The organism is Rhodovibrio sodomensis, assembly GCF_016583645.1.
GTDB classification, from domain to species: Bacteria; Pseudomonadota; Alphaproteobacteria; order Kiloniellales; family Rhodovibrionaceae; genus Rhodovibrio; species Rhodovibrio sodomensis.
This window is the reverse complement of the sequence record NZ_NRRL01000010.1, coordinates 31,455-56,919: the sequence shown is the minus strand read 5'-3', so window position 1 is coordinate 56,919 and position 25,465 is coordinate 31,455. Positions and strand designations below refer to the sequence as shown.

22 protein-coding genes are annotated in these 25,465 nt (G+C 71.7%); 8 read left to right on the top strand and 14 right to left on the bottom strand.

Translation table 11 applies throughout. The annotated features are described in order from the left end of the window. Window positions 1-12: 12 nt before the first annotated feature. The 4 genes from CKO28_RS06660 to mdh form a co-directional block, all read right to left on the bottom strand. A complete protein-coding gene (locus CKO28_RS06660) occupies window positions 13-3,123 on the bottom strand; it encodes a 2-oxoglutarate dehydrogenase E1 component (RefSeq protein WP_200339847.1) in 3,111 nt (1,036 codons plus the stop codon). Between the two features lie 267 nt (window positions 3,124-3,390). Continuing rightward, entirely contained in the window at window positions 3,391-4,266 is an 876-nt protein-coding gene (gene sucD / locus CKO28_RS06655; RefSeq protein WP_200339846.1) for a succinate--CoA ligase subunit alpha, read from the bottom strand. After that, window positions 4,266-5,462 carry an ADP-forming succinate--CoA ligase subunit beta gene (gene sucC / locus CKO28_RS06650; RefSeq protein WP_200339845.1) on the bottom strand — a complete coding sequence of 399 codons (1,197 nt, stop codon included), beginning with the start codon at window positions 5,460-5,462 and terminating at the stop codon, window positions 4,266-4,268. Before sucC ends, sucD begins: the two co-directional genes overlap by 1 nt. A gap of 240 nt (window positions 5,463-5,702) precedes the next feature. Further along, on the bottom strand, window positions 5,703-6,659 hold the full coding sequence (gene mdh, locus CKO28_RS06645) for a malate dehydrogenase (RefSeq protein WP_200339844.1): 957 nt from the start codon (window positions 6,657-6,659) through the stop codon (window positions 5,703-5,705). Window positions 6,660-7,072: 413 nt separating this feature from the next. Between mdh and CKO28_RS06640 the strand changes: the two genes are divergently transcribed. Together CKO28_RS06640 and CKO28_RS06635 are read left to right on the top strand one after the other, a co-directional pair. After that, on the top strand, window positions 7,073-8,641 hold the full coding sequence (locus tag CKO28_RS06640; protein ID WP_200339843.1) for an acyl--CoA ligase: 1,569 nt from the start codon (window positions 7,073-7,075) through the stop codon (window positions 8,639-8,641). Continuing rightward, a complete protein-coding gene (locus CKO28_RS06635; protein WP_200339842.1) occupies window positions 8,638-9,624 on the top strand; it encodes a 2-dehydropantoate 2-reductase in 987 nt (328 codons plus the stop codon). Before CKO28_RS06640 ends, CKO28_RS06635 begins: the two co-directional genes overlap by 4 nt. A 358-nt stretch (window positions 9,625-9,982) precedes the next feature. On the opposite strand, the gene CKO28_RS06630 is transcribed toward CKO28_RS06635, so the two are convergent. From CKO28_RS06630 to cobT, 5 genes are all read right to left on the bottom strand, one after another. Further along, window positions 9,983-10,276 (bottom strand): thioredoxin domain-containing protein, encoded by a 294-nt coding sequence (locus CKO28_RS06630; protein WP_200339841.1) that lies wholly within the window; start codon window positions 10,274-10,276, stop codon window positions 9,983-9,985. After that, entirely contained in the window at window positions 10,273-11,988 is a 1,716-nt protein-coding gene (locus tag CKO28_RS06625) for a DUF7125 family protein (RefSeq protein ID WP_200339840.1), read from the bottom strand. The genes CKO28_RS06630 and CKO28_RS06625 overlap by 4 nt, the downstream gene beginning before the upstream one ends. A gap of 78 nt (window positions 11,989-12,066) precedes the next feature. Further along, window positions 12,067-13,692: an EAL domain-containing protein gene (locus CKO28_RS06620; RefSeq protein ID WP_200339839.1), complete on the bottom strand. Its 1,626-nt coding sequence runs from the start codon at window positions 13,690-13,692 to the stop codon at window positions 12,067-12,069. Between the two features lie 307 nt (window positions 13,693-13,999). Next, window positions 14,000-14,770, bottom strand: a complete 771-nt coding sequence (locus CKO28_RS06615; RefSeq protein ID WP_200339838.1) for a PP2C family protein-serine/threonine phosphatase — start codon at window positions 14,768-14,770, stop codon at window positions 14,000-14,002. Window positions 14,771-14,876: 106 nt separating this feature from the next. Continuing rightward, window positions 14,877-15,950, bottom strand: a complete 1,074-nt coding sequence (gene cobT / locus CKO28_RS06610) for a nicotinate-nucleotide--dimethylbenzimidazole phosphoribosyltransferase (protein ID WP_200339837.1) — start codon at window positions 15,948-15,950, stop codon at window positions 14,877-14,879. Window positions 15,951-16,231: 281 nt separating this feature from the next. Here cobT and cobS point away from each other — a divergent pair, with 281 nt between their 5' ends. Together cobS and CKO28_RS06600 are read left to right on the top strand one after the other, a co-directional pair. Further along, on the top strand, window positions 16,232-17,068 hold the full coding sequence (cobS, locus tag CKO28_RS06605) for an adenosylcobinamide-GDP ribazoletransferase (protein WP_242480379.1): 837 nt from the start codon (window positions 16,232-16,234) through the stop codon (window positions 17,066-17,068). A 21-nt stretch (window positions 17,069-17,089) separates the two neighbouring features. After that, window positions 17,090-17,731, top strand: a complete 642-nt coding sequence (locus CKO28_RS06600) for a histidine phosphatase family protein (RefSeq protein ID WP_200339836.1) — start codon at window positions 17,090-17,092, stop codon at window positions 17,729-17,731. Between the two features lie 123 nt (window positions 17,732-17,854). On the opposite strand, the gene CKO28_RS06595 is transcribed toward CKO28_RS06600, so the two are convergent. Then, a complete protein-coding gene (locus CKO28_RS06595) occupies window positions 17,855-18,076 on the bottom strand; it encodes a hypothetical protein (protein ID WP_200339835.1) in 222 nt (73 codons plus the stop codon). A 303-nt stretch (window positions 18,077-18,379) separates the two neighbouring features. Here CKO28_RS06595 and CKO28_RS06590 point away from each other — a divergent pair, with 303 nt between their 5' ends. Further along, on the top strand, window positions 18,380-18,589 hold the full coding sequence (locus CKO28_RS06590; RefSeq protein ID WP_200339834.1) for a hypothetical protein: 210 nt from the start codon (window positions 18,380-18,382) through the stop codon (window positions 18,587-18,589). A gap of 18 nt (window positions 18,590-18,607) precedes the next feature. Here CKO28_RS06590 and CKO28_RS06585 read toward each other — a convergent pair whose 3' ends face one another. Then, window positions 18,608-19,639 (bottom strand): cobalamin biosynthesis protein, encoded by a 1,032-nt coding sequence (locus tag CKO28_RS06585; protein ID WP_200339833.1) that lies wholly within the window; start codon window positions 19,637-19,639, stop codon window positions 18,608-18,610. A gap of 128 nt (window positions 19,640-19,767) precedes the next feature. Between CKO28_RS06585 and CKO28_RS06580 the strand changes: the two genes are divergently transcribed. Next, window positions 19,768-20,490 carry an SCO family protein gene (locus CKO28_RS06580; RefSeq protein WP_200339832.1) on the top strand — a complete coding sequence of 241 codons (723 nt, stop codon included), beginning with the start codon at window positions 19,768-19,770 and terminating at the stop codon, window positions 20,488-20,490. 14 nt (window positions 20,491-20,504) lie between these two features. Beyond that, the gene (locus CKO28_RS06575) at window positions 20,505-21,311 is read left to right on the top strand and encodes a glycerophosphodiester phosphodiesterase family protein (protein ID WP_207168754.1); all 807 of its coding nucleotides are present in this window, start codon (window positions 20,505-20,507) and stop codon (window positions 21,309-21,311) included. Between the two features lie 115 nt (window positions 21,312-21,426). Here CKO28_RS06575 and CKO28_RS06570 read toward each other — a convergent pair whose 3' ends face one another. From CKO28_RS06570 to fabA, 3 genes are all read right to left on the bottom strand, one after another. Further along, entirely contained in the window at window positions 21,427-22,239 is an 813-nt protein-coding gene (locus CKO28_RS06570) for an enoyl-ACP reductase FabI (RefSeq protein WP_200339830.1), read from the bottom strand. A gap of 194 nt (window positions 22,240-22,433) precedes the next feature. Beyond that, on the bottom strand, window positions 22,434-23,654 hold the full coding sequence (gene fabB, locus CKO28_RS06565) for a beta-ketoacyl-ACP synthase I (protein ID WP_200339829.1): 1,221 nt from the start codon (window positions 23,652-23,654) through the stop codon (window positions 22,434-22,436). Between the two features lie 91 nt (window positions 23,655-23,745). Next, the gene (gene fabA, locus CKO28_RS06560) at window positions 23,746-24,276 is read right to left on the bottom strand and encodes a 3-hydroxyacyl-[acyl-carrier-protein] dehydratase FabA (protein ID WP_338050062.1); all 531 of its coding nucleotides are present in this window, start codon (window positions 24,274-24,276) and stop codon (window positions 23,746-23,748) included. Between the two features lie 683 nt (window positions 24,277-24,959). Between fabA and irrA the strand changes: the two genes are divergently transcribed. Then, on the top strand, window positions 24,960-25,352 hold the full coding sequence (gene irrA / locus CKO28_RS06555) for an iron response transcriptional regulator IrrA (protein WP_207168756.1): 393 nt from the start codon (window positions 24,960-24,962) through the stop codon (window positions 25,350-25,352). Window positions 25,353-25,465: the final 113 nt, after the last annotated feature.

The following is a 25,465-nucleotide window of genomic DNA, read 5'->3' as shown; positions in this document are numbered from 1 at the left end:
TGGTCGCGTCGCTTACTCGGGCTTCTTGCTCGACCGCGCGCTCTGCTTGGCGCCGGTCTTGCCCCCGCCCTGCTTGGCCGTGCCTTGCTTTGCCGTGCCTTGCTTGCTGGTTCGCGGCTTCTTGCCGGCCGGCTGCCCGGCCGTCTCGCTGGCCCCGGCCGCCGCCTTCAGCGGGCCCGCGCCGTTGCCGCCGGCACGCTCGCGTTCCTGGATGCGCCGGCTCTCGATCCGCCCGACCCGGCGCTTGCCGACGGTCAGCGCATCGTCGACCAGGGCGGCCTGCTCCCGGCGGTGCCGCTCGGCGATCCCGGTGGCGGGCGAGGCGGCGGCGTGGCGGCCGGTGTAGCGCGGGCGCGGGTTCTCGAACCCGAGTTCCTCGGCCACCTCCTCGATGAACTGCTCGACGTGAAACCAGTAGCCCATGTTGCGCGGCTCTTCCTGGCACCACACCAGGTCGCAGTGCTTATAGGGCTCCATCTCCGCGCGCAGGGCGTCCTCCGGGATCGGGTAGAGCTGCTCCATGCGCAGGATGTGCACGTCGGTGATGCCGCGGCGCTCGCGTTCCTCGATCAGGTCGTAGAACACCTTGCCGGTGCACAGCACCAGCTGGCGCGCCTCCGACGGCTTGGACGGCAGCGCGTCCTCGTACAGCACCCGGTGGAACGAACTGTCCGGCCCGAAGTGCTTGAGATCGGAGACGCAGCGCTTGTGCCGCAGCAGCGACTTCGGCGTCATCACCACCAGCGGCTTGCGGAAGTCGCGGTGCAGCTGGCGGCGCAGGGCGTGGAAGAAGTTCGCCGGGGTCGAGCAGTTCACGACCTGGATGTTGTCTTCCGCGCACAGCTGCAGGAAGCGCTCCGGCCGCGCGCTGGAGTGCTCCGGCCCCTGGCCCTCGTAGCCGTGCGGCAGCAGCAGCACCAGCCCGGACATCCGCAGCCACTTCGCCTCGCCGGAGGCGATGAACTGGTCGATGATCACCTGCGCGCCGTTGACGAAGTCGCCGAACTGCGCCTCCCAGAGCGTGAGCGCGCGCGGCTCGGCCAACGAGAAGCCGTACTCGAAGCCGACCACGGCGGCCTCCGACAGCGGGCTGTCGATCACCTCGAACGGCGCCTGGTCGGCGCGCAGGTTGTTGAGCGGGACGCACTTGTCCTCGGAGTCCTGGTCGACCAGCACCGCGTGGCGCTGCGAGAAGGTCCCGCGCCCGCTGTCCTGACCGCTCAGACGAACCGGATGCCCTTCGACCAGGAGGGTCCCGAAGGCGAGCGCCTCCGCCGTCGCCCAGTCGACCGGCTGCTGGCCCTCGATCATCTTATGGCGGGCTTCCAGCACACGGCCGACCTTGCGGTGCACCTTGAAGCCGTCGGGCACGCGGCTGAGTCCGACACCGACCTCGCGCAGCCGGTCCAGCTCGACGTCGGTGTTGCCGCGCCGGGCGCCGTAGTCCTTGGGGACGTGCAGGCCCGACCAGACGCCTTCCAGCCAGTCGGCCTTGTTGGGCCGGTAGTTATCGGCGTTGTCGAACTCGCTTTGCAGCGTTTCGTACCAGCGGTTGACGTAGCCGTCGGCGTCTTCCTGGCTGATCAGCCGGTCGCGCACCAGCTGCTCGGCGTACATCTTGCGGACCCGCGGATGCGACTTGATCGCCGCGTACATCAGCGGCTGGGTGAACGACGGCTCGTCGCCCTCGTTGTGCCCGTACCGCCGGTAGCAGAACATGTCGATCACGACGTCCTTCTTGAACGTCTGACGGAATTCCGTGGCGATCCGGGCGACGTGGACGACGGCCTCGGGGTCGTCGCCGTTGACGTGGAAGATCGGCGCCTGCACCGACTTCGCGACCTCGGTGCAGTACGGCCCGGAGCGGGCGTTCACCGGGTTGGTGGTAAAGCCGATCTGGTTGTTGACGATGAAGTGGATGGTGCCGCCGATCCGGTAGCCCTTGAGCTCGGACAGGTCGAGCGTCTCCGGCACCAGGCCCTGGCCGGCGAACGCGGCGTCGCCGTGCAGCAGCAGGCAGGCGACCTCGTTGCGCTCGCTGTCGCCGCGCTGCGCCTGCTTGGCGCGCACCTTGCCGACGCACACCGGGTTCACCGCCTCCAGGTGCGACGGGTTCGCGGTCAGCGACAGGTGCACCATGTTGCCGTCGAACTCGCGGTCCGAGGAGGTGCCCAGGTGGTACTTCACGTCGCCGGAGCCGCCGATGTCCTCGGGGTGGCTGGCGCCGCCGGAGAACTCGTGGAAGATCGCCCGGTAGGGCTTGCCCATGAAGTTGGCCAGCACGTTCAGCCGGCCGCGGTGGGGCATCCCCAGCACGACCTCCTTAAGGCCCATCTGGCCGCCGCGCTTCAGGATCTGCTCCAGCGCCGGGATCATCGATTCGCCGCCGTCGATGCCGAAGCGCTTGGTCCCGGTGTACTTCTTGTCCAGGAACAGCTCGAAGCTCTCGGCGGCGGTCAGGCGCTCCAGGATCGCCATCCGCCCGCGCTCGGTGAACTCGGTGCGGTTGGCGATGTTCTCGATGCGCTCCTGGATCCAGGCCTTCTGGTCGGGCTCCTGGATGTGCATGAACTCGACGCCGATCTTGTCGCAGTAGGTCGCGCGCAGGCGCTCCAGGATCTGGCGCAGCGTCGCGGTCTCGAAGCCGAGCACGTAGTTGACGAAGATCGGCCGGTCCATGTCGGCATCGGTGAAGCCGTAGGACCGCGGGTCGAGCTCGGGGTGCGGCTCGCGCGGCTTCAGCTTCAGCGGATCGAGGTCGGCCTCCAGGTGACCGCGCACGCGATAGGCGCGGATCATCATCAGCGCCCGGATCGAATCCAGCGTCGCCGCGCGGATGTGCTCCGGGGTGATCTCGCCGGCCTGGCCGGCCTGCTCGGCGCCGACCGATCTGGCGACCTCGCCCATCGCCTGACCGCTGGCCTTGGGGTCGCCGGAGGCGGTCCCGCCCTGCCGGCCCAAGCCTTCCAGGACCTCGCGCGCCTCGGGGTCGAGCTGGTCGAAGAACTCCCGCCAGGCCGGATCGATCGCGTCGGGATCCTGCTGGTAGCGGGTGTACAGGTTGGCGACGGCGGCGGCCTTGTCGCCGTCGAGGGCGTTGGTCTGCTGGGTATGTGCCGTCATGGCCTCGGTCGTCTTTCGCGGTTGCGCCGGGCATCGCGCGGACGGGCGCCGCGCCCCGGCAAACGGGGGCTCGCGGCGGTGCTCGCGCCGCGGGGCTGTCGGGCGTGCCACGTTACACGAAACACGCCGCCTGCCGACAAGAGCCTGACGCGGCTGCGTCGGCGCCTCGGGTCGGCCGGTCGTCGAACGGCGGCCGCGGTCCGCCGCCCCGGCGCACCGGGAAGCGGGGTCCGCACCGCGCGCCTGGCATCCCCCGAACGCCGCGGCTCAGGCGTTCAGCGCCTTGACCATGGTCGAGCCGATCGAGGCAGGCGAGTCGGCGACGTGGATGCCGGCCTCGCGCATCGCCGCGATCTTGTCCTCGGCACCGCCCTTGCCGCCGGAGATGATCGCCCCGGCGTGACCCATCCGGCGGCCCGGGGGCGCGGTCAGGCCGGCGATGAAGCCCACGGTCGGTTTCTTCACGGACGACTGCTGCAGGAACTCGGCGGCCTCTTCCTCGGCGGTGCCGCCGATCTCGCCGATCATCACGATGCCCTCGGTCTCGTCGTCCTTCAGGAACATGTCGATGCAGTCGACGAAGTTGGTGCCGTTGACCGGGTCGCCGCCGATCCCGATGCAGGTCGATTGGCCCAGGCCCGCGGCGGTGGTCTGCGACACCGCCTCGTAGGTCAGGGTGCCGGAGCGCGAGACGATGCCGATCTTGCCGCGGGTGTGGATGTGCCCCGGCATGATGCCGATCTTGCACGCGTCCGGGGTGATCACGCCCGGGCAGTTCGGCCCGACCAGGCGGGTGTTGGAGTGCGCCAGCGCGCGCTTGACCTTGACCATGTCCATCACCGGGATGCCCTCGGTGATGCAGACCGCGAGCTCGATCCCGGCGTCGATCGCCTCCAGGATCGCGTCGCCGGCGAACGGCGGCGGCACGAAGATCACGCTCGCGCTCGCGCCGGTCTCCCGCTTGGCGTCGGCGACCGTGTTGAACACCGGCAGGTCGAGGTGGGTCTGGCCGCCCTTACCCGGCGAGACGCCGCCGACAATGCGGGTGCCGTAGGCGATCGCCTGCTCGGAGTGGAAGGTCCCCTGGGCGCCGGTGAAGCCCTGGCAGATGACTTTGGTGTCCTTGTCGATCAGGACGGCCATTACGCGTTCTCCTGCACGGCTTTGACGACCTTCTCGGCGCCGTCGGCGAGGTTGTCTGCGGCGGTGATCTTAAGCCCGGAATCGCGGAGGATTTCCTTGCCGCGCTCGACGTTGGTGCCCTCCAGGCGGACCACCAGCGGCACGTGGAGCTCGACCTCCTGGGCGGCGGCGACGACCGCTTCCGCGATCACGTCGCAGCGCACGATGCCGCCGAAGATGTTGACCAGGATGCCCTCCACCGAGGCGTCCTGCAGGATGATCTTGAAGGCCGCGATCACCCGCTCCTTGTTGGCGCCGCCGCCGACGTCGAGGAAGTTCGCCGGCTCGCTGCCGTAGAGCTTGATGATGTCCATCGTCGCCATGGCGAGCCCGGCGCCGTTGACCATGCAGCCGATGTTGCCGTCGAGCTTGATGTAGTTCAGCTCGTGCTTGCTGGCCTCGATCTCCGCCGGGTCCTCCTCGTCCAGGTCGCGCATGTCGACCACCTCGGACTGGCGGAACAGGGCGTTGTCGTCGAACGTCATCTTGGCGTCGAGCGCCAGCACCTGACCGTCGCCGGTGACGATCAGCGGGTTGACCTCGACCAGCGAGGCGTCGAGCCCGACGTAGGCCTTGTACAGGCTGGTCAGGAACTTGACGAAGGCGCCGATCTGCTTGCCTTCCAGGCCCAGGCCGAAGGCGATCTTGCGGGCGTGGAACGGCATCGCGCCCGCGACCGGATCGATCGCCTGCTGCAGGATCTTCTCCGGGGTGCGCGCGGCGACCTCCTCGATCTCCATGCCGCCCTCGGTGGACGCCATGATGGTGACCCGGCTGGTCGCCCGGTCGACCAGCAGCGCGAGGTAGAGCTCGCGCTGGATGTCCGCGCCCTCCTCGACGTAGATCCGCTTGACGTCCTTGCCGGTCGCCCCGGTCTGCTTGGTCACCAGGGTCTGGCCCAGCATCGCCTTGGCGTTGTCGGCGACCTCGTCGACCGACTTGACGACGCGCACGCCGCCCTTGCCGTCGGGATCGTTCTTGAACCGGCCGGCGCCGCGGCCGCCGGCGTGGATCTGCGACTTCACGACATAGACCGGGCCGGGCAGCGTGTTCGCCACCTCCCGCGCCTCGTCGGGCGAATAGGCGACCCCGCCGCGCGGCACGGGCACGCCGTATTTCGCCAGCAGGGTCTTGGCCTGGTACTCGTGGATGTTCATGGCAGGGGGATCCCGCTGTGGCTCGTCGATAAGGGGGCGCGCGTCGGTCGGCCGGCTCGGGCCCGCGGGCGGGCGGTGGTCGGGCAGGCGGTGTTGGAGACCGCCACCTTAGCAGCCCCCGACGCCGGTTCAACCGGACGCGTGCCGTGGGTCCGTCTCAGCACGGTCTGGGGCGTCTTGCCGGGTCGTCCTCGGGCCTTGGCGGCGCGGGAGCGTTCGCGGCGCGGGTGCACGGCAGCGCTACAGCGCGCCCAGCTTCTTGCAGGCGTCGACCAGCTCGCGCACCGACTCCACCGAATGGTTGAACATCTCCTGCTCGTGCTCGGTGAACTTCAGCTCGACGATCCGCTCGATGCCCTGGTCGCCGATCACCACCGGCACGCCGACGTACATGTCGGTCACGCCGTACTGGCCGGTCAGGTAGGCGGCGGCCGGCAGCACGCGCTTCTTGTCCAGGAGGTAGCTCTCGGCCATCTGGATCGCGCTCGACGCGGGCGCGTAGAAGGCGCTGCCGGACTTCAGCAGGTTGACGATCTCGCCGCCGCCCTTGCGGGTACGGTCGACGATCTGGTCGACCTTGTCCTGCGTGATCCAGCCCATCTGCACCAGGTCCGGCAGCGGGATGCCGGCGACCGCGGAATAGCGCGTGATCGGCACCATGGTGTCGCCGTGTCCGCCCAGGACGAACGCGTTGACGTCCTCCACGGAGACATCCATCGCCTCCGCCAGGAAGTGGCGGAAGCGCGCGCTGTCGAGCACGCCCGCCATGCCGCAGACCTTCTCCGGCGGCAGCCCGGCGGCCTGCTGCAGGACGTAGACCATGGCGTCCAGCGGGTTGGTGATGCAGATCACGAACGCGTTCGGGCAGTTGTTCTTAATGCCCTCGCCGACCTGGTGCATGACCTTGGCGTTGGTCTCCACCAGATCGTCGCGGCTCATGCCCGGCTTGCGCGGCACGCCGGCGGTGACGATGACGACGTCGGCGTCCTTGATGTCGGCGTACGAGTTGGTGCCCTGAACGCGGCTGTCGAAGCCTTCGACCGGCGCGGCCTCGGCGATGTCCAGCGCCTTGCCCTGGGGGATGCCTTCCTGGATGTCGAACAGGACGACGTCGCCCAGTTGCTTGAGCCCGGACAGCAGCGCCAGCGTGCCGCCGATCTGCCCGGCGCCGATCAGGGCGATCTTGTTGCGTGCCATGGGTGATCCCTCAGACAAGAGGAGTGGGACGAACGGAATGGGAACGGATCGGCGCCAGGCCGACCGCCCGAACGCATTCGCCATCGCCCCGCCCGGCACAGCCGGCGGAGGCCCGGCGCAGGATCGTGCGGGCCCGGTGCCCGGTACCTCCGGCGGGTGGTAACGCGTTTGCCCCGCCCGGGCAAGAGCGCCCGCGCCGCGCGTCCCCCGGCTCCGCGCGGGCCAGCGAATGTCTCGACAGCGCCGCGTCCGCGATCCTAAGCTTGCGTGCGGTTGACGCCTGCGCGCTCGGCTGCCGTCTCGCGCGTGGATCCGGCGCCGAGCGGGTCCGCCCGGCAGGCATCCAACAAGCAACGAACAAGCCGACGACCGTGGCACAGCAGGTTCGTGGCACAGCAGATTGGGGAGGACGCATGGCTGAAGGGCAGACGACCGGCGCCGCGCGCAGCCTATCGGGGATCCTGAACGCGGGCGCGGGCGCGGCGACGGCGATTGCCGCGCCGGAGCGCGCGCCGATGAGCCACGCCAAGCTGCGCGAGCTGGCGGGGCACACGGTGAGCGCGCTGAACGCGCTCGGCATCGGCCGGGGCGACCGGGTGGCGCTGGTGCTGCCGAACAGCCCGGAGACGCTGGCGGCGTTCCTGGCGATCGGGGCGGGCGCCGCGACCGCGCCGCTGAACCCGGCCTACCGGCACGACGAGTACGCCTACTACCTGGCCGATCTGAACGCCAAGGCGCTGGTGGTCCGCCAGGACGGCGGCGAGGAGGCGGCGCTCGCCCGCGCCGCCGCCGAGGGCCACGGCATCCCGGTCTTGGAGCTGGCGCCGGACTATGACGGGCCGGCCGGCAGCTTCTGCCTGACGGGCGGCAGCGAGGCCGAGGCGGCCCATCCCGGGTTCGCCGAGGCGGACGACGAGGCGCTGGTGCTGCACACCTCCGGGACCACCTCCAAGCCCAAGATCGTGCCGCTGTTGCACCGCAACGTCGCCGCCAGCGCGGCCAACATCCGCAACGTGCTGCAGCTGGGCGCGGGCGACATTTGCCTGTCGATCATGCCGCTGTTCCACATCCACGGCCTGATCGCGGCCTCGCTGGCGCCGCTCGCCGCGGGCGGGCAGGTCTATGTCCCGGGGCCGTTCAACGCGTTGGCGATGCTGCGCTGGCTGCAGGAGTCCGGCGCCACCTGGTACACCGGCGTGCCGACCATGCACCAGGCGCTGCTCGACCGCGCGCTGAAGCGCCCGGAGGCGGCGCAGGGCCTGGGCCTGCGGTTCATCCGCTCGTCCTCGGCGAGCCTGCCCACGCAGACCATGCGGCAGCTGGAGGACACCTTCGGCTGCCCGGTGATCGAATCCTACGGCATGACCGAGGCGGCGCACCAAATGACCTCCAACCCGCTGCCGCCCGCGCCGCGCAAGCCGGGTTCGGTCGGCGTCGCCGCGGGCCCCGACGTCGCGATCGCGGATGACGCCGGCAACTTCTTGCCCCAAGGCGCGGCCGGCGAGGTCTGCATCAAGGGCGACAACGTCACCCCCGGCTACGAGAACAACCCGGACGCCAACGCCAAGGCGTTCTTCCAGGGCTGGTTCCGCACCGGCGACCAGGGGATCCTGGACGACGAGGGGTATCTCACCATCACCGGCCGGCTCAAGGAGCTGATCAACCGCGGCGGCGAGAAGGTCAGCCCGGTCGAGGTCGACGAGGCGCTGATGGACCACCCGGAAGTCGCGCAGGCGGTCGCGTTCGCGCTGCCGCACCGGAAGCTGGGCGAGACGGTCGCCGCGGCGGTCCGGCTGGCCGAGGGCGCGGCGCTCGACGAAAAGACGCTGAAGGGCTTCGTCGCCGAGCGGCTGGCCGACTTCAAGGTGCCGCAGAAGATCGTGTTCCTGGACGAGATCCCGAAGGGCCCGACCGGCAAGATGCAGCGCATCGGCATGGCGGAGAAGCTGGGCCTGGTCGAGCCCGAGGGGGGCAAGCCGTGAAGGTCGCGATCTACGGCGCCGGGTCGATCGGCGGGCACATCGCCGCTTGCCTGGCGCACACCCGAGAGGTCGAGGTCACCATGATCGCCCGGGGCAAGACCCTTGAGGCGATCAACGGCCACGGCCTGCGGATCTATTTCGACAACGGCGAGAAACTCAACACCTACAGCAACGTGCGCGCGGTCGAGGACCCGGCGGCGGCCGGGCCGCAGGACTACGTCATCCTGGCGCTGAAGGCGCCGGTGGTGCGCAGCATCGCGGACGCGATGCAGCCGCTGCTGGGCGGCGACACCGCGATCGTCACCGCGATGAACGGCGTGCCCTGGTGGTACTTCCACGCCCACGGCGACCAGCTGGAAGGCGCGCGGCTGGAGAGCGTGGACCCGAACGGGGAGCTGTCTCGGAAGCTGCCGCCGGCGCGGTGCCTGGGCTGCGTCGTCTACCCGGCGGCGGAGATCGTGGAGCCCGGGGTGATCCGGCACGAGTACGGCAACCGCTACATGCTGGGCGAGCCCGACGGTTCCAAGTCGGAGCGCGCGCAGGCGCTGTCCAGGGCGATGACCGCGGGCGGGCTGAAGGCGCCGGTGCGCCGGCGGATCCGCGACGACATCTGGCTCAAGCTGTGGGGCAACGTCGCGTTCAACCCGATCAGCGCGCTGTCGCTGGGCACCCTGGCGCAGATCGCCGGCGAGGACGGCACCCGGCGGGTCGCCCGGGCGATGATGGTGGAGGCGCAGGCGGTCGCCGAGGCGCTGGGGGTGAAGATGAGCGTCGAGGTCGACACCCGGATCAAGTGGGCGGCCGACGTCGGCGAGCACAAGACCTCGATGCTGCAGGACCTGGAGCGCGGCCGGACCATGGAGGTGGATTCGATGGTCACCGCCGTCTCGGAAATCGCCGACAAGCTGGGCATCGAAACGCCGACGATCGACACCGTGCTCGGCCTGTTGATCCAACGCGCCAAACTCGCCGGCTGCTATTAGCCGGGCCGCGTCCGGGCGGCGCGCCGCATCCCGTCGCGGGAGACGTTCGCACGGCGGCTGCCATACCCGTCTGCGATCCTTCGATGCCCAGCTTCGCTGGTCTTCCGAGGGTGAAGATGTCGATGAAGCGCTTCGGCCGGTCGTTCAAGGCGCTGAAGTCCAGCGTCCCGACCATGCTGGTCGGGTCGTTCCTGGGCTATTTCGTGGGCATCCTGCCGGCCGCCGGCGCGCCCGCGCCAGTCCGGAGGAATCCGGCTGAGCCGGCCGGAAACCGCCGCGTTCCGGCCCCGAAACGATTCGGCCCCCGGCAGAGCTGCCGGGGGCCGTCTCGGTTGCCGTCGACGCGGACGCGCGATCGTCAGCTCAGGAACGCCAGCAGGTCGCGCTGGTCGGTCAGGTCGCCCAGGAACCAGCGGGCGCGCTCGCCGCGCTTGATCTGCAGCGACGGGGTTACCAGCGCGCCGGCGTCCAGCGCCGCGCCCGGGTCGGTCAGCACGTCGACCACCTGCAGGCGCTCCGGCGGAATGCCGATCGAATCCAGCACGCCGGTCAGGTGGGCCATCGCCTGGCGCGAACTGGGCGCGTCGCCGGCGATGAACACGGTCAGGCTGTCGACCTGCGCCTGGGCACGGCGTTCGGTGCTGGCGTTCATGTCTCGCCCCCTTCGCGGCGCCGGCGGATCCGGCCCGCCTTGTCCGCGTCCAATTCGCGGCGCTTGCGGTCCGCCCGGTCGGTCAGCTCCAGCTCGCGCTCGGCGGATTGCAGCGCGGCATCCAGCGCCGCGCGCTTGGATTGCGCCTCGGCGATCGTCTGCTCCAGGTCGCGCCGCCGGCGCTCGGTCGCCAGCGCGCGCTCGGTCTCGTCCAGCTCGTCCTGCGCCTGCTGGGCGACCCGCGCCGCGCCCATCAGCACCTCGCCGCCGCCGGCGTAGACCTCCGCCAGCTGCACGCCATCGGCGCCGATCACCAGTTCGCGGACCTGGTTGGAATGGCCGATGCCGCGGGCCTTGACCACCGACAGGGCGCGGTTCCGCTCGCCCATCGTCACCTGATACGACAGCGCGATCCAGGCGTCCGCGAGGGTGGAGACCCGCGACCGGGTGTCCGCCTCGTCCACGCCCTCCGCCAGCGTGGTGGTGAGCAGCGTGACCCCGCGCGCCTTGCAGAAGTCGACCAGCCGCGCCGCCGCGTCGAACGGCCCGCGCTGGTGGCGCTGTTCCATCACCGCGGAGATCGGGTCGACCACCACCATGCTCGGCGCGTGCGCACGCACCGCGCGTTCGAGCGCCAGGAAGAACGCTTCCGGGGCGAGCGAGGCGGAGCGCATCGCGAGCGTCCGGACCCGTCCGTCGGCGATGTGCTGGCGCAGGTTCAGGCCGATCCCGCCGGCGTTGGCCGCGATCTGCTCGGGCGTCTCGTCGAGCGCGACCAAGAGGCCGGTCTCGCCGCGGTCCGCCCCGGCGGACAGGAAGCAGGCGCCCAGCGTGGTCTTGGCGGTACCGGGCGCGCCCGACACCAGCACCGCGTAGCCGCGCTGGTAGCCGCCGTCGAGCACCCGGTCCAGGCCCGCGACCCCGGTCGGCAGGCGGTCGCTGCTCAGCTTGTGCCGCGGCGTGCCGTCGCCGTGATAGGCCACCGCGATGCCGCCGCCGTCGATCACGAACGGGGTTTCGATGTTGTCGTGATCGCTGCCGCGGTATTTGACGATCCGCAGGGTGCGGCCGAACACGCCGTTGGTCAGGCGGCCGCTCAGGCGCACCACCGCCTGCACGGCGAACTGCATCGCGTCGTAGCTGCTCGAGGCCTCGCCGTCGCCGCCCCGCAGCTTGCCGGTGAACAGGGCGGGCACGCCGGTCTCGGCGACGAACGCGGCGATCCGGTAGATCTCGCGGCGCCGGTCGGTCTCCGCGGGCAACAGGTCGAGCAGGTTGTCCAGCCCGTCCAGCACGATCCAGCCCGCCGCCTGCCGGCGGACCAGTTCGCCCAGCTGGGCCAGCAGGCCGGACAGATCGAAGTTGCCGGTGGTCGCGGCTTGCAGCGGACCGCGCCCGTCCAGGAAGTGCACGCGCTCGAACGCGGCGTCGCCGGCCGCCCAGTCGAAGCCGGCGACGTTGGCCTTGATCGCCTCGGGCGCCTCCTCGAACGCGACGAAGATCGCCGGGCTGCCACCGGTGCCGGCGGCGTGGACCACGGTCTGCAGGGCGAACACCGTCTTGCCGGCGCCGGGCCCGCCCAGCAGCAGGGTCGCCGCGCCGGCGGGCAGACCGCCCCGGCTCAACTGGTCGAAGCCCGGAATACCGGTCGGACGCTTGTCCGCTCCGCCGCGCGGCGGCTCGCCGCTGGTTGGATCGACGCGGTCGGTCATGAGGCCCTGCGCTTGCAACGCGAACGTGGAGATCTGGCGGGCGATCTACACACCGCGAACCACGGCTGTCCAGTCCGCTCAGGGGCTCGCCGCGCGCGCCTTGGAGGCTTGCTCGGGCACCGGCAGACGGGGATGGTGGTGCAGCAGCCAGGCGAAGTCGGGCGCGGGCAGCGGCATGGCGTAGCGGTAGCCCTGCGCCCGGGTGCAGCCGATCCGCGCGAGCGCCCCCGCCTGTGCCGGCGTCTCCACGCCCTCCGCCGTGACCGGCAGGTCGAGCGCGGCCGCCAGCTGCAGGATCGCGCCGACCAGGGCATGGTCGTACGGGTCGTCCGGCAGGGTGGTGACGAACGCCCGGTCGACCTTCAATTCGCTCACCGGATAGCGCTTCAGGTAGGCGAGCGCGGAATAGCCGGTGCCGAAGTCGTCGATCGACAGGCCCAGCCCGCGCGCGCGCAGCCCCTTCAGGCGGTCGACCAGGGCTTGGCTGTCCAGCTGCAGCATGCTCTCGGTCATCTCCAGGATCACCCGCTCGTGGTCGATGCCGCTGTCGGCCAGGGCCGCATCCAGGTAACTCTCGAAGTACGGATCGGCGAGCTGCACCGCGGAGACGTTCACCGCCACGTGCGGCCGCGCGCCGCCGACATCCGGCCAGCCCGCGGCCGCCTTCAGCGCGCTGCGCAGAACCCAGCCGCCGATCGGCACCATCAGACCGCTGCGCTCGGCGATCTCGATGAACCGGCCCGGCATCTGCAAGCCGAACGCCGGATGGCGCCAGCGGACCAGGGCCTCGGCCCCGACGATCCGGCCGTCGGCGAGGTCCACCTTCGCCTGGTAGTGCAGCTCGAACTGCTTCTGCTCGATCGCCGCGCGCAGCTCGGATTCCAGCTGCGCCTGTACCCGCGCGCTCTCCGCGAACACCGGCTCGAACAGACAGACCGGATCGGTGCTGTCGGAGCGCGCGTGGCTGAGCGCCAGGTCGGCGCGCTGCAGCCAGGGCCCGGGGCCGTCGATCTCCGGATCCCCGACCGCGACCCCGGCGCGCCCGGCGACGTGCAGCGTGTGCCCGGGCACCACGACCGGCTGGTCGACCTTGGCGACGGCGCGCTGTGCGGCGCGCAGCCCGGCTTCCGCGGGATCGGTGCCGGCCGGCGCGTCGAGCAGCAGGGCGAACTCGTCGCCGCTCAGCCGGGCGACCACGCCGGCTTGGTCGGAATCGGGCCCGAAGGCGGTGTTCAGCCGCTCCGCGATCTCGCCCAGGAGCGCGTCGCCCACGGCCAGCCCGCGGGTGTCGTTGACGACCGACAGGCCGCGCAGCTCCAGCAGGACCAGCGCGGCCTGGCCGATCCCACGCTCGGCCGCGAGCCGGGTGTCGAGCGCCGCGCGCAGCCCTTCGCGGTCGGGCAGGCCGGTCAGATAGTCGCGCGTCGGGGCGCGCCCAGCGTCGGCGGCGGAAACGGCGTCCGGCCAGTCGCGCCGGAGCTGGCGCCAGACCAGCAACAGCACCACGACCGCGCCGACGCCGACGAAGATCGCGTTGCGCGCATCCTCCGGCAGCGCGCCGGCATGCCAGCGCACGCCCGCGGCCCTCGCGAGCCCAGCCAGTCCAGCGACCATGACCAGCCCGCCGGCCAGGAACTGACCCGCCACCTGGACGGCCAGGCGGCGCGGGCTCGGCGGGGTCTGTCTGGCTTTGCGCGCGGCCACCTGGACGCCTTTTTCGCACGGATTGAATGAGCTGATCGGCCGGCGACCGGGAGAACCCGTCGGCAGACAGCCTGACACGCGCACGATAGCGCCGCGGACAAGCTTCGACAAAAAGCTGTGATACGCCTGCAAGACCGCCGCGGCCGAGCGGCCGCGTCGCCGTCGACGGGGACGTAGCCGTGCGACCACAGACCGGGGTGCCAAAGCCTTAGCCGGCCCGTCGCCACCGGCACCCTGTTCTCGCCGACGGCAGGACGTGAGCGCGAAACGCAGCCCGAACGCCGATTCGGCCCTCAGGCATTTCGCTCTAGCCGGTGCAGCGGATCAGGGCGATCGTCACGTTGTCCTTGCCGCCGCGGTCGAGCGCCGCCTGGAACAGCCGGTCGACCGCCCGGAAGTCGCCGTCGTCGCCGTCCGCGCGCGCCAGGATCTCGCCGATCTCGCCGACCTCCAGCAGGTCGGTCAGACCGTCGGTGCACAGCAGATAGCAGGTGCCCGCGACCGGCGGCGCGTCGTCCTCGGCGTGCGGCTGGATCGCCGTGTAGCTCGGCTGCCCGCCCAGCGACTGACTGACCACCGGGGTGGTGTCGCGGGCGGTCCGGCCGTTGTCGAGCTTCGGGCCCGGCGTGTCGTCGACCGACAGCTGGGTCAGCATGCGCGCCCCCGGGTCCATCCGGTAGATCCGGCTGTCGCCGACGTTGAACTGCACGGCCGCGCCCTGGCGCAGGATCACGCCGGCCACGGTGGTGCCCATGGCGGGCGCACCGATGCCGTCTTCCATCGCCTCGTACAGCCGCCGGTTGGCGTGGATCAGCAGGTCGCCCGCGGCCTGTGCGTCGGCGATCCGATCCGCGCCCTGCTGGATCGTTTCGGTCACGTAACGGCTTGCCACGTCGCCGGCGGCGTGGCCGCCCATGCCGTCGGCGACGATCACCGACAGCGGCGCGCTGAGGTCGTGGGTGAAGCGCTTGGGCCGCTCGACATCGTTGCCGGCGATCCAGTCGCCGACCGCCAGCGTGTCCTCGTTGCCGGGCCGCACGGCCCCGCGGTGGATCACGGCGTGCACGACCGCTTGCATCTTGCAGGCTCCCTGAGACTGACCGCGGGGAATTGACCGCCGGGGAGTTTCGCAGTCCGCCCCGTTGGCGTGCAACGCTCCAGAAGGGCCCCTGGAAAGCCCAGCCCTAGTCGGGCGTCGACACGCCGGCTTCGTCGAAGGTCGCCATGCCGGTGTGGCAGCTGACCGCCGCCTGCAGCAGCGGGATCGCCAGCGCCGCGCCCGACGCCTCGCCCAGGCGCATGTCCAGATCGACCAGCGCGCGCTTCTCGATCGCCTGCAGCAGCCGGCGGTGCCCCGGCTCGGCGGAGACGTGGGCGACCACGCAGTGATCCAGCGCGTGCCGGTCCAGGCGGTACAACACCGCCGCCGCGGCGGTGCAGGTGAAGCCGTCCAGCAGCACCGGCGTCCGCGCCAGCCGGCAGGCCAGGATCGCGCCGGCGATCGCCGCCAGTTCCAGCCCGCCCAGGCGGCGCAGCACCTCCAGCGGATCGTCCAGCTGGCCTTGGTGGACCGCCAGCGCCTGGCCGACGACCTCCGCCTTGTGGCTCAGGCCGGCCTGGTCGACGCCGCTGCCGGGCCCGATCCAGTCGGCCGGCGTGCCGCCGAACAGGGCACAGCAGATCGCCGCGGCGCTGGTGGTGTTGGCGATCCCCATCTCGCCCAGCGCCATCACGTCGAAGCCTTCCTCGACCGCCAGCATGCCGTAGGCCATGGCGCGCGCGCACTCGTCCTCGCTCATCGCCGGGCCCTGGCAGAAGTCGGCCGTCGGCTGGTCGAGCGCCAGTTCGTAAACCCGCAGGTCGGCATCGCAGTTGGCGCACAGCTGGTTGATCGCCGCCCCGCCGTCGATGAAGTTCTGCACCATCTGCTGCGTCACCTCCGCCGGGTAGGCGGAGACGCCGCGCGCCGCCACGCCGTGGTTGCCGGCGAACACCGCCACGCGCGGCCGGTTCAGGCGCGGCGGATGCGCGCCCTGCCAGGCGGCCAGCCACTCCGCCAGCTCCTCCAGCCGGCCGAGCGAGCCGCGCGGCTTGGTCAGCTGCTGCTGGCGCGTCGCCGCGGCCGAGCGGCTCGCCAGGTCCGGACCCGGCAGCTCGCCCAGCAGCTGGCGGATCTCGTCGAAGCTCGCCGGGGCTTCCTGCGCGCCGCCGCCGGCGCCGTTCTGGGGGGTCCGGTCGTCGCCGTTGCTACCTGCCATGGCTGCAAATCGCTCCTTGGTTGGGACGCGGGGGTTGGGACGCGGGGGTTGGGACGGGCCGCGGGTCGGGCAGCCGCGCGCGTGCGCGGCTCTTTCAGTCAGTCGGCGCGCTTTCGCCGCTCGTTCCGTGGATCGGCGCGCTTTCGCGGCTCGTTCCATGGATCGGTGCGCTTTCGCGCGGGGGGCGGCTGTCCTATAACCGCGCGCAGCCGGCCCGGGCAAACGGCGTTTCGCCCCGGACCGGCGGCAGCCACTCCCGACACGCCCACGGAGTTCCGACCTTGGCCTGGGATGCTTCCCCGTCCCGCGCGGGCAGCTGGCGCGCCTGGCGTCAGGACATGGCGCGGGCCTGCGTCTTTCTGACCCGGCTGCCGATCCGCTGGCCCGACGCCGCGCCCGGCGAGCCGGACGGCATGGCCGCGCTTGCCCGCGCGCTCCGCTGCGCGCCGCTGGTGGGGGCGCTGGTCGGCGCGGCCGGGGCGGCCACCCTCGCCCTGGCGGTCGCGCTTGGCGTGCCGCCGCTGGCCGCCGCGGGGCTGGCGCTCGCCGCGACCTTCGCGATCACCGGCGGGCTGCACGAAGACGGGCTGGCCGACGTGGCCGACGGCTTCGGCGGCGGACAGGACGCCGCCCGGAAGCTCGCGATCATGCGCGACAGCTACGTCGGCAGCTACGGCGTGGCGGCGATCGCCTGTTCGCTGCTGCTGCGCGCCGGCGCGCTGGCGACGCTGGCCGCGCTGCCGGGCGGGGCGCTGGCGCTGATCGGGGCGCACGCCCTGGGCCGCGCGGCGATGCTGCCGGTGATGCGGGCGCTCCAGCCCGCCCGGGCGGACGGGCTTGGCCACGGCGCCGGCCGGCCGACCCGGTCGGCCGCGGCCACGGCGCTGGCGCTGGGCGCGCTGCTGGCGTGGCTGACGCTGGGGCCGCGCACGGGCACGGCCGCGCTCGTCCTGGCCGCCGCGCTGACGGCGCTGGTGGCCCGGCTTGCGGCCCGGCAGGTGCGCGGCTATACCGGCGACGTACTGGGCGCGGTGGAACAGACGGTGGAGACGGCCGTCTTGCTGGCCGCCGCCAGCCTGCTGGCCCCGGCCGGCCCCCCATTCGTCGAGATCTTCTGAGTAACAGGGAGAGCCGATCCGATGTCGGCGATCACACGCTGGTGGTGGATCCGCCACGCGCCGGTCACCGGTGCCCAGGGGCGCGTCTACGGCCAGATGGACATGGACTGCGACACCTCGGACACGCCGATCTACGACGGGCTGGCCGCGCTGCTGCCGCGCGAGGCGGTCTGGGTGACCTCGAACCTGAGCCGCACGACCCGCACGGCCGAGGCGATCCTGGCCCGCCGGCCGGACCCCGCGCCCGACCTGTGCCCACAGCCCGAGCTGGCCGAGCAGTCGTTCGGCGACTGGCAGGGCCGGCACCGCGACGAGCTGGTCGCGGAACGCGGCGAGCAATGGAACCGCTTCTGGCTCGCCCCCGCGCACGAGGCACCGCCGGGCGGCGAGAGCTTCGCCGACCTGATCGACCGGGTGGGCGTGGCGGTCGAGCGCCTGTCGCGCGACTACGCCGGGCAGGACGTGGTCGCGGTGACCCACGGCGGCACGATCCGCGCGGCCCTCGCCCGGGCGCTGTTGCTGGACCCGGAGCGGGCGCTGTCGTTCGTCGTCGACAACTGCGCGCTCACCCGGATCGACCACATCGCCCCGCCCGCCGAAAGCCCGGACGGGACGCCGCCCGCCTGGCGGGTGGCGCTGGTCAATCACGTCCCGCGGGCCTGACGCGCCGGCGCAGGACGGAGCGGCCGCAGCCGCGGCCCTCGGGCACGATGCCGCCCGGTCGAACCGGCGTTCCCAGTTAAACCGACCCGGCTTTCGCGCAGCGCGGCGTTCGGGCAGCGCGGGCTAATCGTGCGCGGCCGTGCGCATCAATTCGACCAGACAGCCGCCGCCGCCGGTGCGGCAATGCGGACACTCAGCCCGGATCAGGTCCTGAAAGTCCTTGGCGATCGCCATGATCGCCAGGCACGGCCCGGACCCGGGCCCTGGGGCGTGCAGGTGCGACTCCGTGGTGACGTCCGCACGGCCCAGCCGCCGTCCGGCATCGTCGATCCGATACCCCGCCATAAATCCCCCCCGCTGGCGTAACCCGGAACGGTCATTGCCCCGCGCAGTTCCCGTCCAGGTTTCAACGCGCCGGATTTTAGGCGTATTCGATTGACCCCCGCGATACCTCTTGTGAGGTAGTCGCGGCGCCCGGTCGGCACTTCACGGAAATTTCACCCATATCTCGGCAAGAAATCGCTGGCCAGAACCGATATGGTGTTAATGTCCGGCGCCGTTGACGCCGCCGACGCGCGCGACCGCCCGCCGGCGGCAGCCCGGGGCGGCCGCGCACCGGCGACACTTCACGGGGGATTTGCCAGGGTCATGGTCGACCAGACAGCCTTCGCGATCTCACAGCGGGATCGCGCGTTGCTGCGGACCCTGCTTCAGGGCCATGACCTGCAGCAGATCGCCAGCGTCCGCGGGGAGACGGCCGGACAGGTCCGCGGCGAATTGCGCCGCCTGTTCGCCTTGTTGCTGACCCATCGCCCGCCGCTGGCCGCCGATCCCGGGCGCACGGCGCCGCGGCCCTGAGACGGCGGCAACGGTCGCTCAAGTCGCCTGGCGCAGCAGCACCAGCACGGCGACCAGCCCGCCCTGGATCAGCAGCGCCACCCCCAGCAGCATCGCCGCACGCTTGAGCTGGGTCGCCTCCGGCGCGCCGACGCGGCTCAGCGTGCCGTCCTTGCGCCCGGTCAGGCGCAGGGCACCGCCCAGCGCGCCGACCGACCAGGCGTGCGCCTTGCTGAGGCGCTTGAGCGCGGTCAGGGGGTGCGCCCCCGGCACGAACGCGGCGGCGAGCGCGAACAGCAGGCCGGCGACCTTGTCCGGCACCCAGACAAGCGCCGCGTCCAGCGTGACGGCGGCCAGCGCGAAGTCGCCTTCCCGGCCGACGCCCAGCCCCTGTCCGCCCGGCTTGTTGCCGTTCGCGACCACGCACGCGACCACCCAGATCGCCTGCTGCGCCATCAGCCCCGGCAAGCCCAGCAGGACGTAGAACAGCACCGGCGCGAACGCGGCGGAGACCGACCGGCGCGCACCGCCGTCGAGCGCCGCGATCGACAGGCCGCGCAGATCCAGTCCCTCCAGCTGTTCCGGGGTCAGCCGCTCGCCCGCCATCGGGCGCAGCGCGGCGCGCGTGCGCTCGGCGCCGCCGGCCGCGAGCGCATCCGCGACGGCTTTCAACCCGCGCAACGCGCCGTGCTGCCCGATCAGCGCGACCAGCAGGAACAGTTCGACCACCCAGGCGAACGGGTAGACCCGGGAGAGGGCCGCCAACCCCCAGCCGATCGCCGCCGCCGCCAGGGCGAGCGCCAGCACGACCGTCAGGCCGCGCAGCACCAGCGCCTGCCGGCCCCGCTGCGGCCGGTTCAGCCGGCGCTCCAACCGGGCGGTCAGGCGCGCCAGCAGCGCACGCGGATGCGGCACCCGCGGCAGCCGCGCGATCACGTCGCCGACGTAGGCCTCCACGATCAGCGCGGCCAGCAGCAGGAACAGGGGATCGTTGGCGCCGTACGCGCCGAGCGGCGTGGTCATAACGGACGCGACGGTGCCCCGGCCCGCACGCCCGGTCAACGCCGGCACGCGCGATCCGCTCCAGCGCGCGCCGAGCCGCGCCCGGGCGGCGCGGCGTCGCGGCACTTCCGTTCGGCCGCCGGCTGGCTTATCTCCTGCCCACAAGGCATGCACAGCGAAAGAAGGCGTCACCCACGATGACTGGCATCTGGCCGCACTCGAAGATCGCACGGATCACCGCCAGCCTGAGCGCGCTGGCCAGCGTCGCCCTGATCGCCGCGGTGACCTGGCAGGTCTGGCTGGACGACGGATCCGGACGGACCGGAACAGCCGGCGGCGCGACCGCGAGCCGGGCGATCGGCGGCCCGTTCGAGCTGACCAACACGCAGGGCGAGACGGTGACCGCGCAGGACCTGCGCGGCGGCTATTCCCTGGTGTTCTTCGGCTACACCCACTGCCCCAACGTCTGCCCGATGACGCTGCAGAACATCTCGCAGGCGCTCGACGTCGTGGGCGAGCAGCAGCCGGACAAGGTCGAGCGGGTCACGCCGGTGTTCATTACGATCGATCCGGCGCGCGACGACGTGGCCCGGATGCGCGACTACGTCGACAATTTCCACCCGCGGCTGATCGGCCTGACCGGCGACGCGGCGGCGATCGAGCAGGCGGCCGAGGCCTACCACGTGTCGTACAAGAAGGTGGACCCGGAAAAGGTCGCCGCGGCGCGGCAGGCTCAGCAGAACGGCGGCACCGGCATGCCGATGTCCGACCACGCCTCGATGGACCACGGGGCCTACCTGATGCAGCACCAGTCCTACGTCTTCCTGATGGGGCCGGACGGCCGCCACCTCGACCACGTGGCGCATTCCGCCGGCGCGCCGCGGATCGCCGAAATGATCCGCCAGCACGTCGACGGCTGAGCCCGGTGAGCGACATGCCCCCCGAAGCCCCGGCCGACGCCCCCGCCGACGCCGGCTCCGGGCCCGCGCCGCGGATCGCCCTGCCGCCCGTGATCGGCCACCGGGGCGCCGCCGGCCTGGCGCCGGAAAACACCCTGCCCGGCCTGCGGGCCGCCGCCGATGCGGGCTGCCGCTGGGTCGAGGTCGACGTGATGCTGGCCGCCTGCGGCACGCCCATGCTGCACCACGATGTCAGCCTGCAGCGAATCGAGGGCGTGGACGGCCGGCTGGACCGCTGGACCGCGCCGCAGCTGGCCGAGCTCGACGCCGGGGCCCACTTCGGGCCCGAGTTCGCGGGGACGCGCATTCCAACCCTGGCGGACGCGCTGCGGGAGATGCTCCGGCTCGACCTGAGGCCGAACCTGGAGATCAAGCCGGCCCCCGGCGCGGCGCAGGAGACCGCGCGCGCCGCCGTCGCCACGGTGCGGGAGGTCTGGCCCGCGGACCGGGCGCGGCCGCTGATCTCGTCGTTCCAGCGCGACTGCCTGACGGTGGCCCGCACGGCGGCCCCGGACCTGCCGCGCGGGCTGATCGCGCAGGCCCGGCCGCGGCGCTGGCGCGCGCTGCTGGCCGAGCTCGACTGCGTGTCCCTGCACCTGGCCGCCGACCGGCTGCGCCCGGCCGACGTGCGGGAGACGGCCGACGCCGGCTGGGCGGTCGCGGTCTACACGGTCAACGACGGCGCACGCGCCGCCCGCCTGCGCGGCTGGGGCGCGCACGCCATCATCACCGACCGCCCCGACCTGATGCCGACCGGCTTCTTCCGCGAGCACGGGCTTTAAGGCGCGATAGCCGGTCGGGTCGCTCTACGCCGCGAGCGGCACTCGCCCATCGCGCCACGGCCTGCACACATGCCGTCCGGCGGGGGCCGCGCGAACCCGCGCGATGGAACCGAACCTACTCTTTCTTGGTGTTCACCCGGTCGGGGTGCGGCATGGCGATCGCGTGGTAGCCGCCGTCGACGTGGTGCACCTCGCCGGTCACGCCCTCCGACAGATCGCTCAGCAGGTAGAGGGCGGACTGACCGACCTCCTCGAGGTCGATGTTGCGATGCAGCGGCGCCTGCTCGGCCGACCAGCGAAAGGTGAAGCGCGCGTCGGCGATCGCGGACCCGGCGAGCGTGCGCATCGGCCCGGCGGAAAGCGCGTTCACCCGGATGCCCTGGGGACCCAGATCGGCCGCCATGTAGCGGACGCTGGCCTCGAGCGCGGCCTTGGCGACGCCCATCACGTTGTAGTTCGGCGCCACCCGCTCGGCCCCCAGGTAGGTCAGGGTCAACAGGCTGCCGCCCGCGCGCATCAGCGGCTGCGCGCGCTGCGCCACGGCGGTGAAGGAATAGGCCGAGATCGACAGGGTGTGGCGGAAGTTCTGCCGCGTGGTGTCGAGGTAGCGGCCCTTCAGCTGGGTCTTGTCGGAGTAGGCGATGGCGTGGACGACGAAGTCCAGGCCGTCCCAATGCTCGCCGATCTCGCGGAAGGCGCGGTCGAGGTCGGCGTCGTCGGAGACGTCGCAGCGGACCAGCAGGTCGCTGCCGACCTGCTCGGCCAGCGGGCGGACGCGCTTGGCGAAGGAATCAGCCTGATAGGTGAAGGCGAGTTCCGCGCCCTGGGCGGCGGCGGCCTTGGCGATCCCCCAGGCGATCGACTTCTCGTTCGCCACCCCCATGATCAGGCCGCGCTTGCCGGCCAGAACTCCGCCCTGCGACGTCATATCCTGGTTCGTCCTTCCTGTGCCTTTCGGCCCGCCCGTCGGATGCCGCCGGCGGCGCGGGGTCTTCTTGGTCGCTTGCCGGCGGGCTTGCCGCCCGGCGCGACGGCCGGGCGCACCGCACGCGCGCCCTGGGGCAACGGCGCCCGGGTCCCGGGCACGCCTCCGGTGCGGGCGCGCCGGCCGGCCGGCGGCCGCTACGCCTCGAACCGGCGGAACGCCAGCGAGCAGTTGGTTCCGCCGAACCCGAAGCTGTTCGACACCACGCAGGTCAGGCCCGCGTTGTCTTTCCGCTCGGTCAGGATCGGCATGCCCTCGGCCTCGGGATCCAGCGTCTCGATGTTGATCGACGGGGCCATGAAGTCGCTGTCGAGCATCAGCAGCGAATAGATCGCCTCCTGCACGCCCGAGGCTCCCTGGGCGTGCCCGGTCAGGGCCTTGGTGGAGGAGATCGCCGGCACCTCCCCGCCGAACACCTCGCGGATCGCGCGCAGCTCGGTGACGTCGCCGGCGACCGTCGAGGTGCCGTGGGCGTTGATGTAGTCGACCTTGCTGTTGCCCAGGCCGTGCAGGGCCAGCTGCATGCAGCGCACCGCGCCTTCGCCCGACGGCGCGACCATGTCGTCGCCGTCGCTCGTCGCGCCGTAGCCGATCACCTCGCCGTAGATCCGGGCGCCGCGGGCGCGCGCATGCTCCAGCTCTTCCAGCACCAATACGCCGCCGCCGCCGGAGATCACGAACCCGTCGCGGTTCTTGTCGTAGGGGCGGGAGGCGGATTCCGGCGTGTCGTTGTAATGCGTCGACAGCGCGCCCATGGCGTCGAACAGCATCGACAGGGTCCAGTGCAGCTCCTCGCCGCCGCCGGCGAACATGACGTCCTGCTTGCCCAGCTGGATCTGCTCGTAGGCCGAGCCGATGCAGTGCGCGCTGGTCGAGCAGGCGGACGAGATCGAGTAGCTCATCCCCTTGATCCGGAACGCCGTCGCCAGGTTGGCGGAGTTGGTCGACGACATGCAGCGCGGCACCATGTAGGGGCCGATCCGGCGCACCCCCCGCTCGCGCGCGATGTCGGCCGCCTGCACCTGGTTCGAGGTGGACGGCCCGCCGGAGCCCATGATCAGGCCGGTGCGCGGGTTCGACACGTCGCCCGAGTCCAGGCCGGCGTCGGCGATCGCCTCGTTCATGGCGACGTAGTTGTAGGCCGCCCCGTCGCCCATGAAGCGGCGCAGCTTGCGGTCGACGTGCTGCTCGAGGTCGATCTTGATCGAGCCGTGGATCTGGCTCTTGAAGCCGCGCTCGGCGTATTCCTCGGCAAAGGTGATGCCGGGTTGGCCCGCCTTCAGCGACTCCGTGACCTCGTGCTTGTTGTTGCCGATGCTGGAGACCACGCCCAGCCCGGTGACTACTACGCGTCGCATCGATGCTCCGTGATCGGATTGCTCGGGACCGTGACGATCTGCGGTATCGCGGTTCCGCGCAAGGCGGGCCGAACCGGCGCGGGGCCGGCGCTCAAGCGCCTTGTGCCTGGGTTTCGGGCTGCGTGAACAGGCCGACGCGCAGGTCCTTGGCGTCGTAGGCCGTGTTGCCGTCGACTTCCATGGTGCCGTCGGCGATGCCCAGCACCAGCTTGCGCCGGATCACACGCTTCAGGTTGAGGCGGTAGACCACCTGCCTGGCCGAGGGCAGCACCTGGTCGGACATCTTGACTTCGCCGACGCCGAGCGCGCGGCCGCGTCCGGGCGCGCCGATCCAGCCGAGGAAGAACCCGACCAGCTGCCACATCGCGTCCAGGCCGAGCGCCCCCGGCATCACCGGATCGCTTTCGAAGTGACAGCCGAAGAACCACAGATCCGGCTTGACGTCCAGGCTGGCGACGACCTCGCCCTTGCCGTGGCTGCCGCCGTCCTCGCTGATCCGGTCGATCCGGTCGAACATCAGCATCGGCGGCAGGGGAAGGCGCGCGTTGCCGGGCCCGAACAGCTCGCCGTGGCCGCAGCTGAGCAGGTCCTCGTAGCCGTAACTGGTCTTCCGCTCGTTCACGTAGCTATCCGCCCCCGGGGGTTGTCTTTGAACGTCCCGACCGCGGTGCCCAGTTACCAGCGCGCCACCGCCGGGTGCGGCGGGCCGCGGACCGCGCCGTCGGCGCGCGGGTACTCTGGACGCGGCGGCCCTTGGCGCCGTCGCCGCGGGGTCGGGTTGTGGTGAAAGCGTGCGCGCCGGACGCACCGCGGCCGGCTCCCGGTGCGCCCGGTCCCCCATCGGCGGGCGACGGTTTCGCTCTGGAGGCGTGCCCCCGCGTGGACCCTGCCCGGGTGAGACCGCGTGCCGGGACGACCGACCGTCCGTCGACCAACCGCCCACGCCTGACCGGGCCGCACGTTAACACGTGACCGCCCGGCGACAATATCCGCCTACACCATCGCATCCGGGCGGGCAAGCGCGCGCGAGCGCAGTTGCCCGCCGGAAGGGCGCGGGCGGGGCGGCGATTGGGCGCAACGGGATGACGCGCGGGCCGGGCCTTTTTGCCGCATCTCCTTGGCATTATATGGAAAGGATGGCAGGCATGGGCCATCTGTCGCGATAAGCGCGTGCCCGTCCCGCGGGCATGCCCGCGGGACGGATCGTCCAGCAGCATTCAGGCGCGAAGGACCTTTGGACCGGTGACCACGACCGCACATCGCCCCAACGGCGCGGCCGCGCAGCCCAGCGGCACCGACCGCGAACTGGCGGAGCGCGTCAAGCGCGCCGGTCTGCGTCCGACGCGCCAGCGGATCTCGCTCGCCCGGCTGCTGTTCGACGGCCAGGACAAGCACGTCACGGCAGAGCAGCTGCACAAGGAAGCCAAGGACGCCGACCTGCCGGTGTCGCTGGCGACGGTGTACAACACCCTCAACCAGTTCACCGGCGTCGGCCTGCTGCGCGAGGTGATCGTCGAACCCGGCCGGTCGTACTTCGACACCAACATCCACGACCATCATCACTTCTATTACCAGGACGACGGCTCGCTGCAGGATATCCCGGGCGAGCAGGTGCGTCTGGCCGAGCTGCCGGACGCGCCCGAGGGAACCAGCGTCGACCGGGTCGACGTGATCGTCCGGGTCAAGCGCACCACCTAGCGCGTGCCGGTCCCGACGCGTGCCCGCCGCTTCCGGCGTCGCGCCGGCATCATGCCGCGATGAGCGAGTTGCCACGGTCATGAGCAAGCTCCCAGAACAATGAGCAAGCTCCC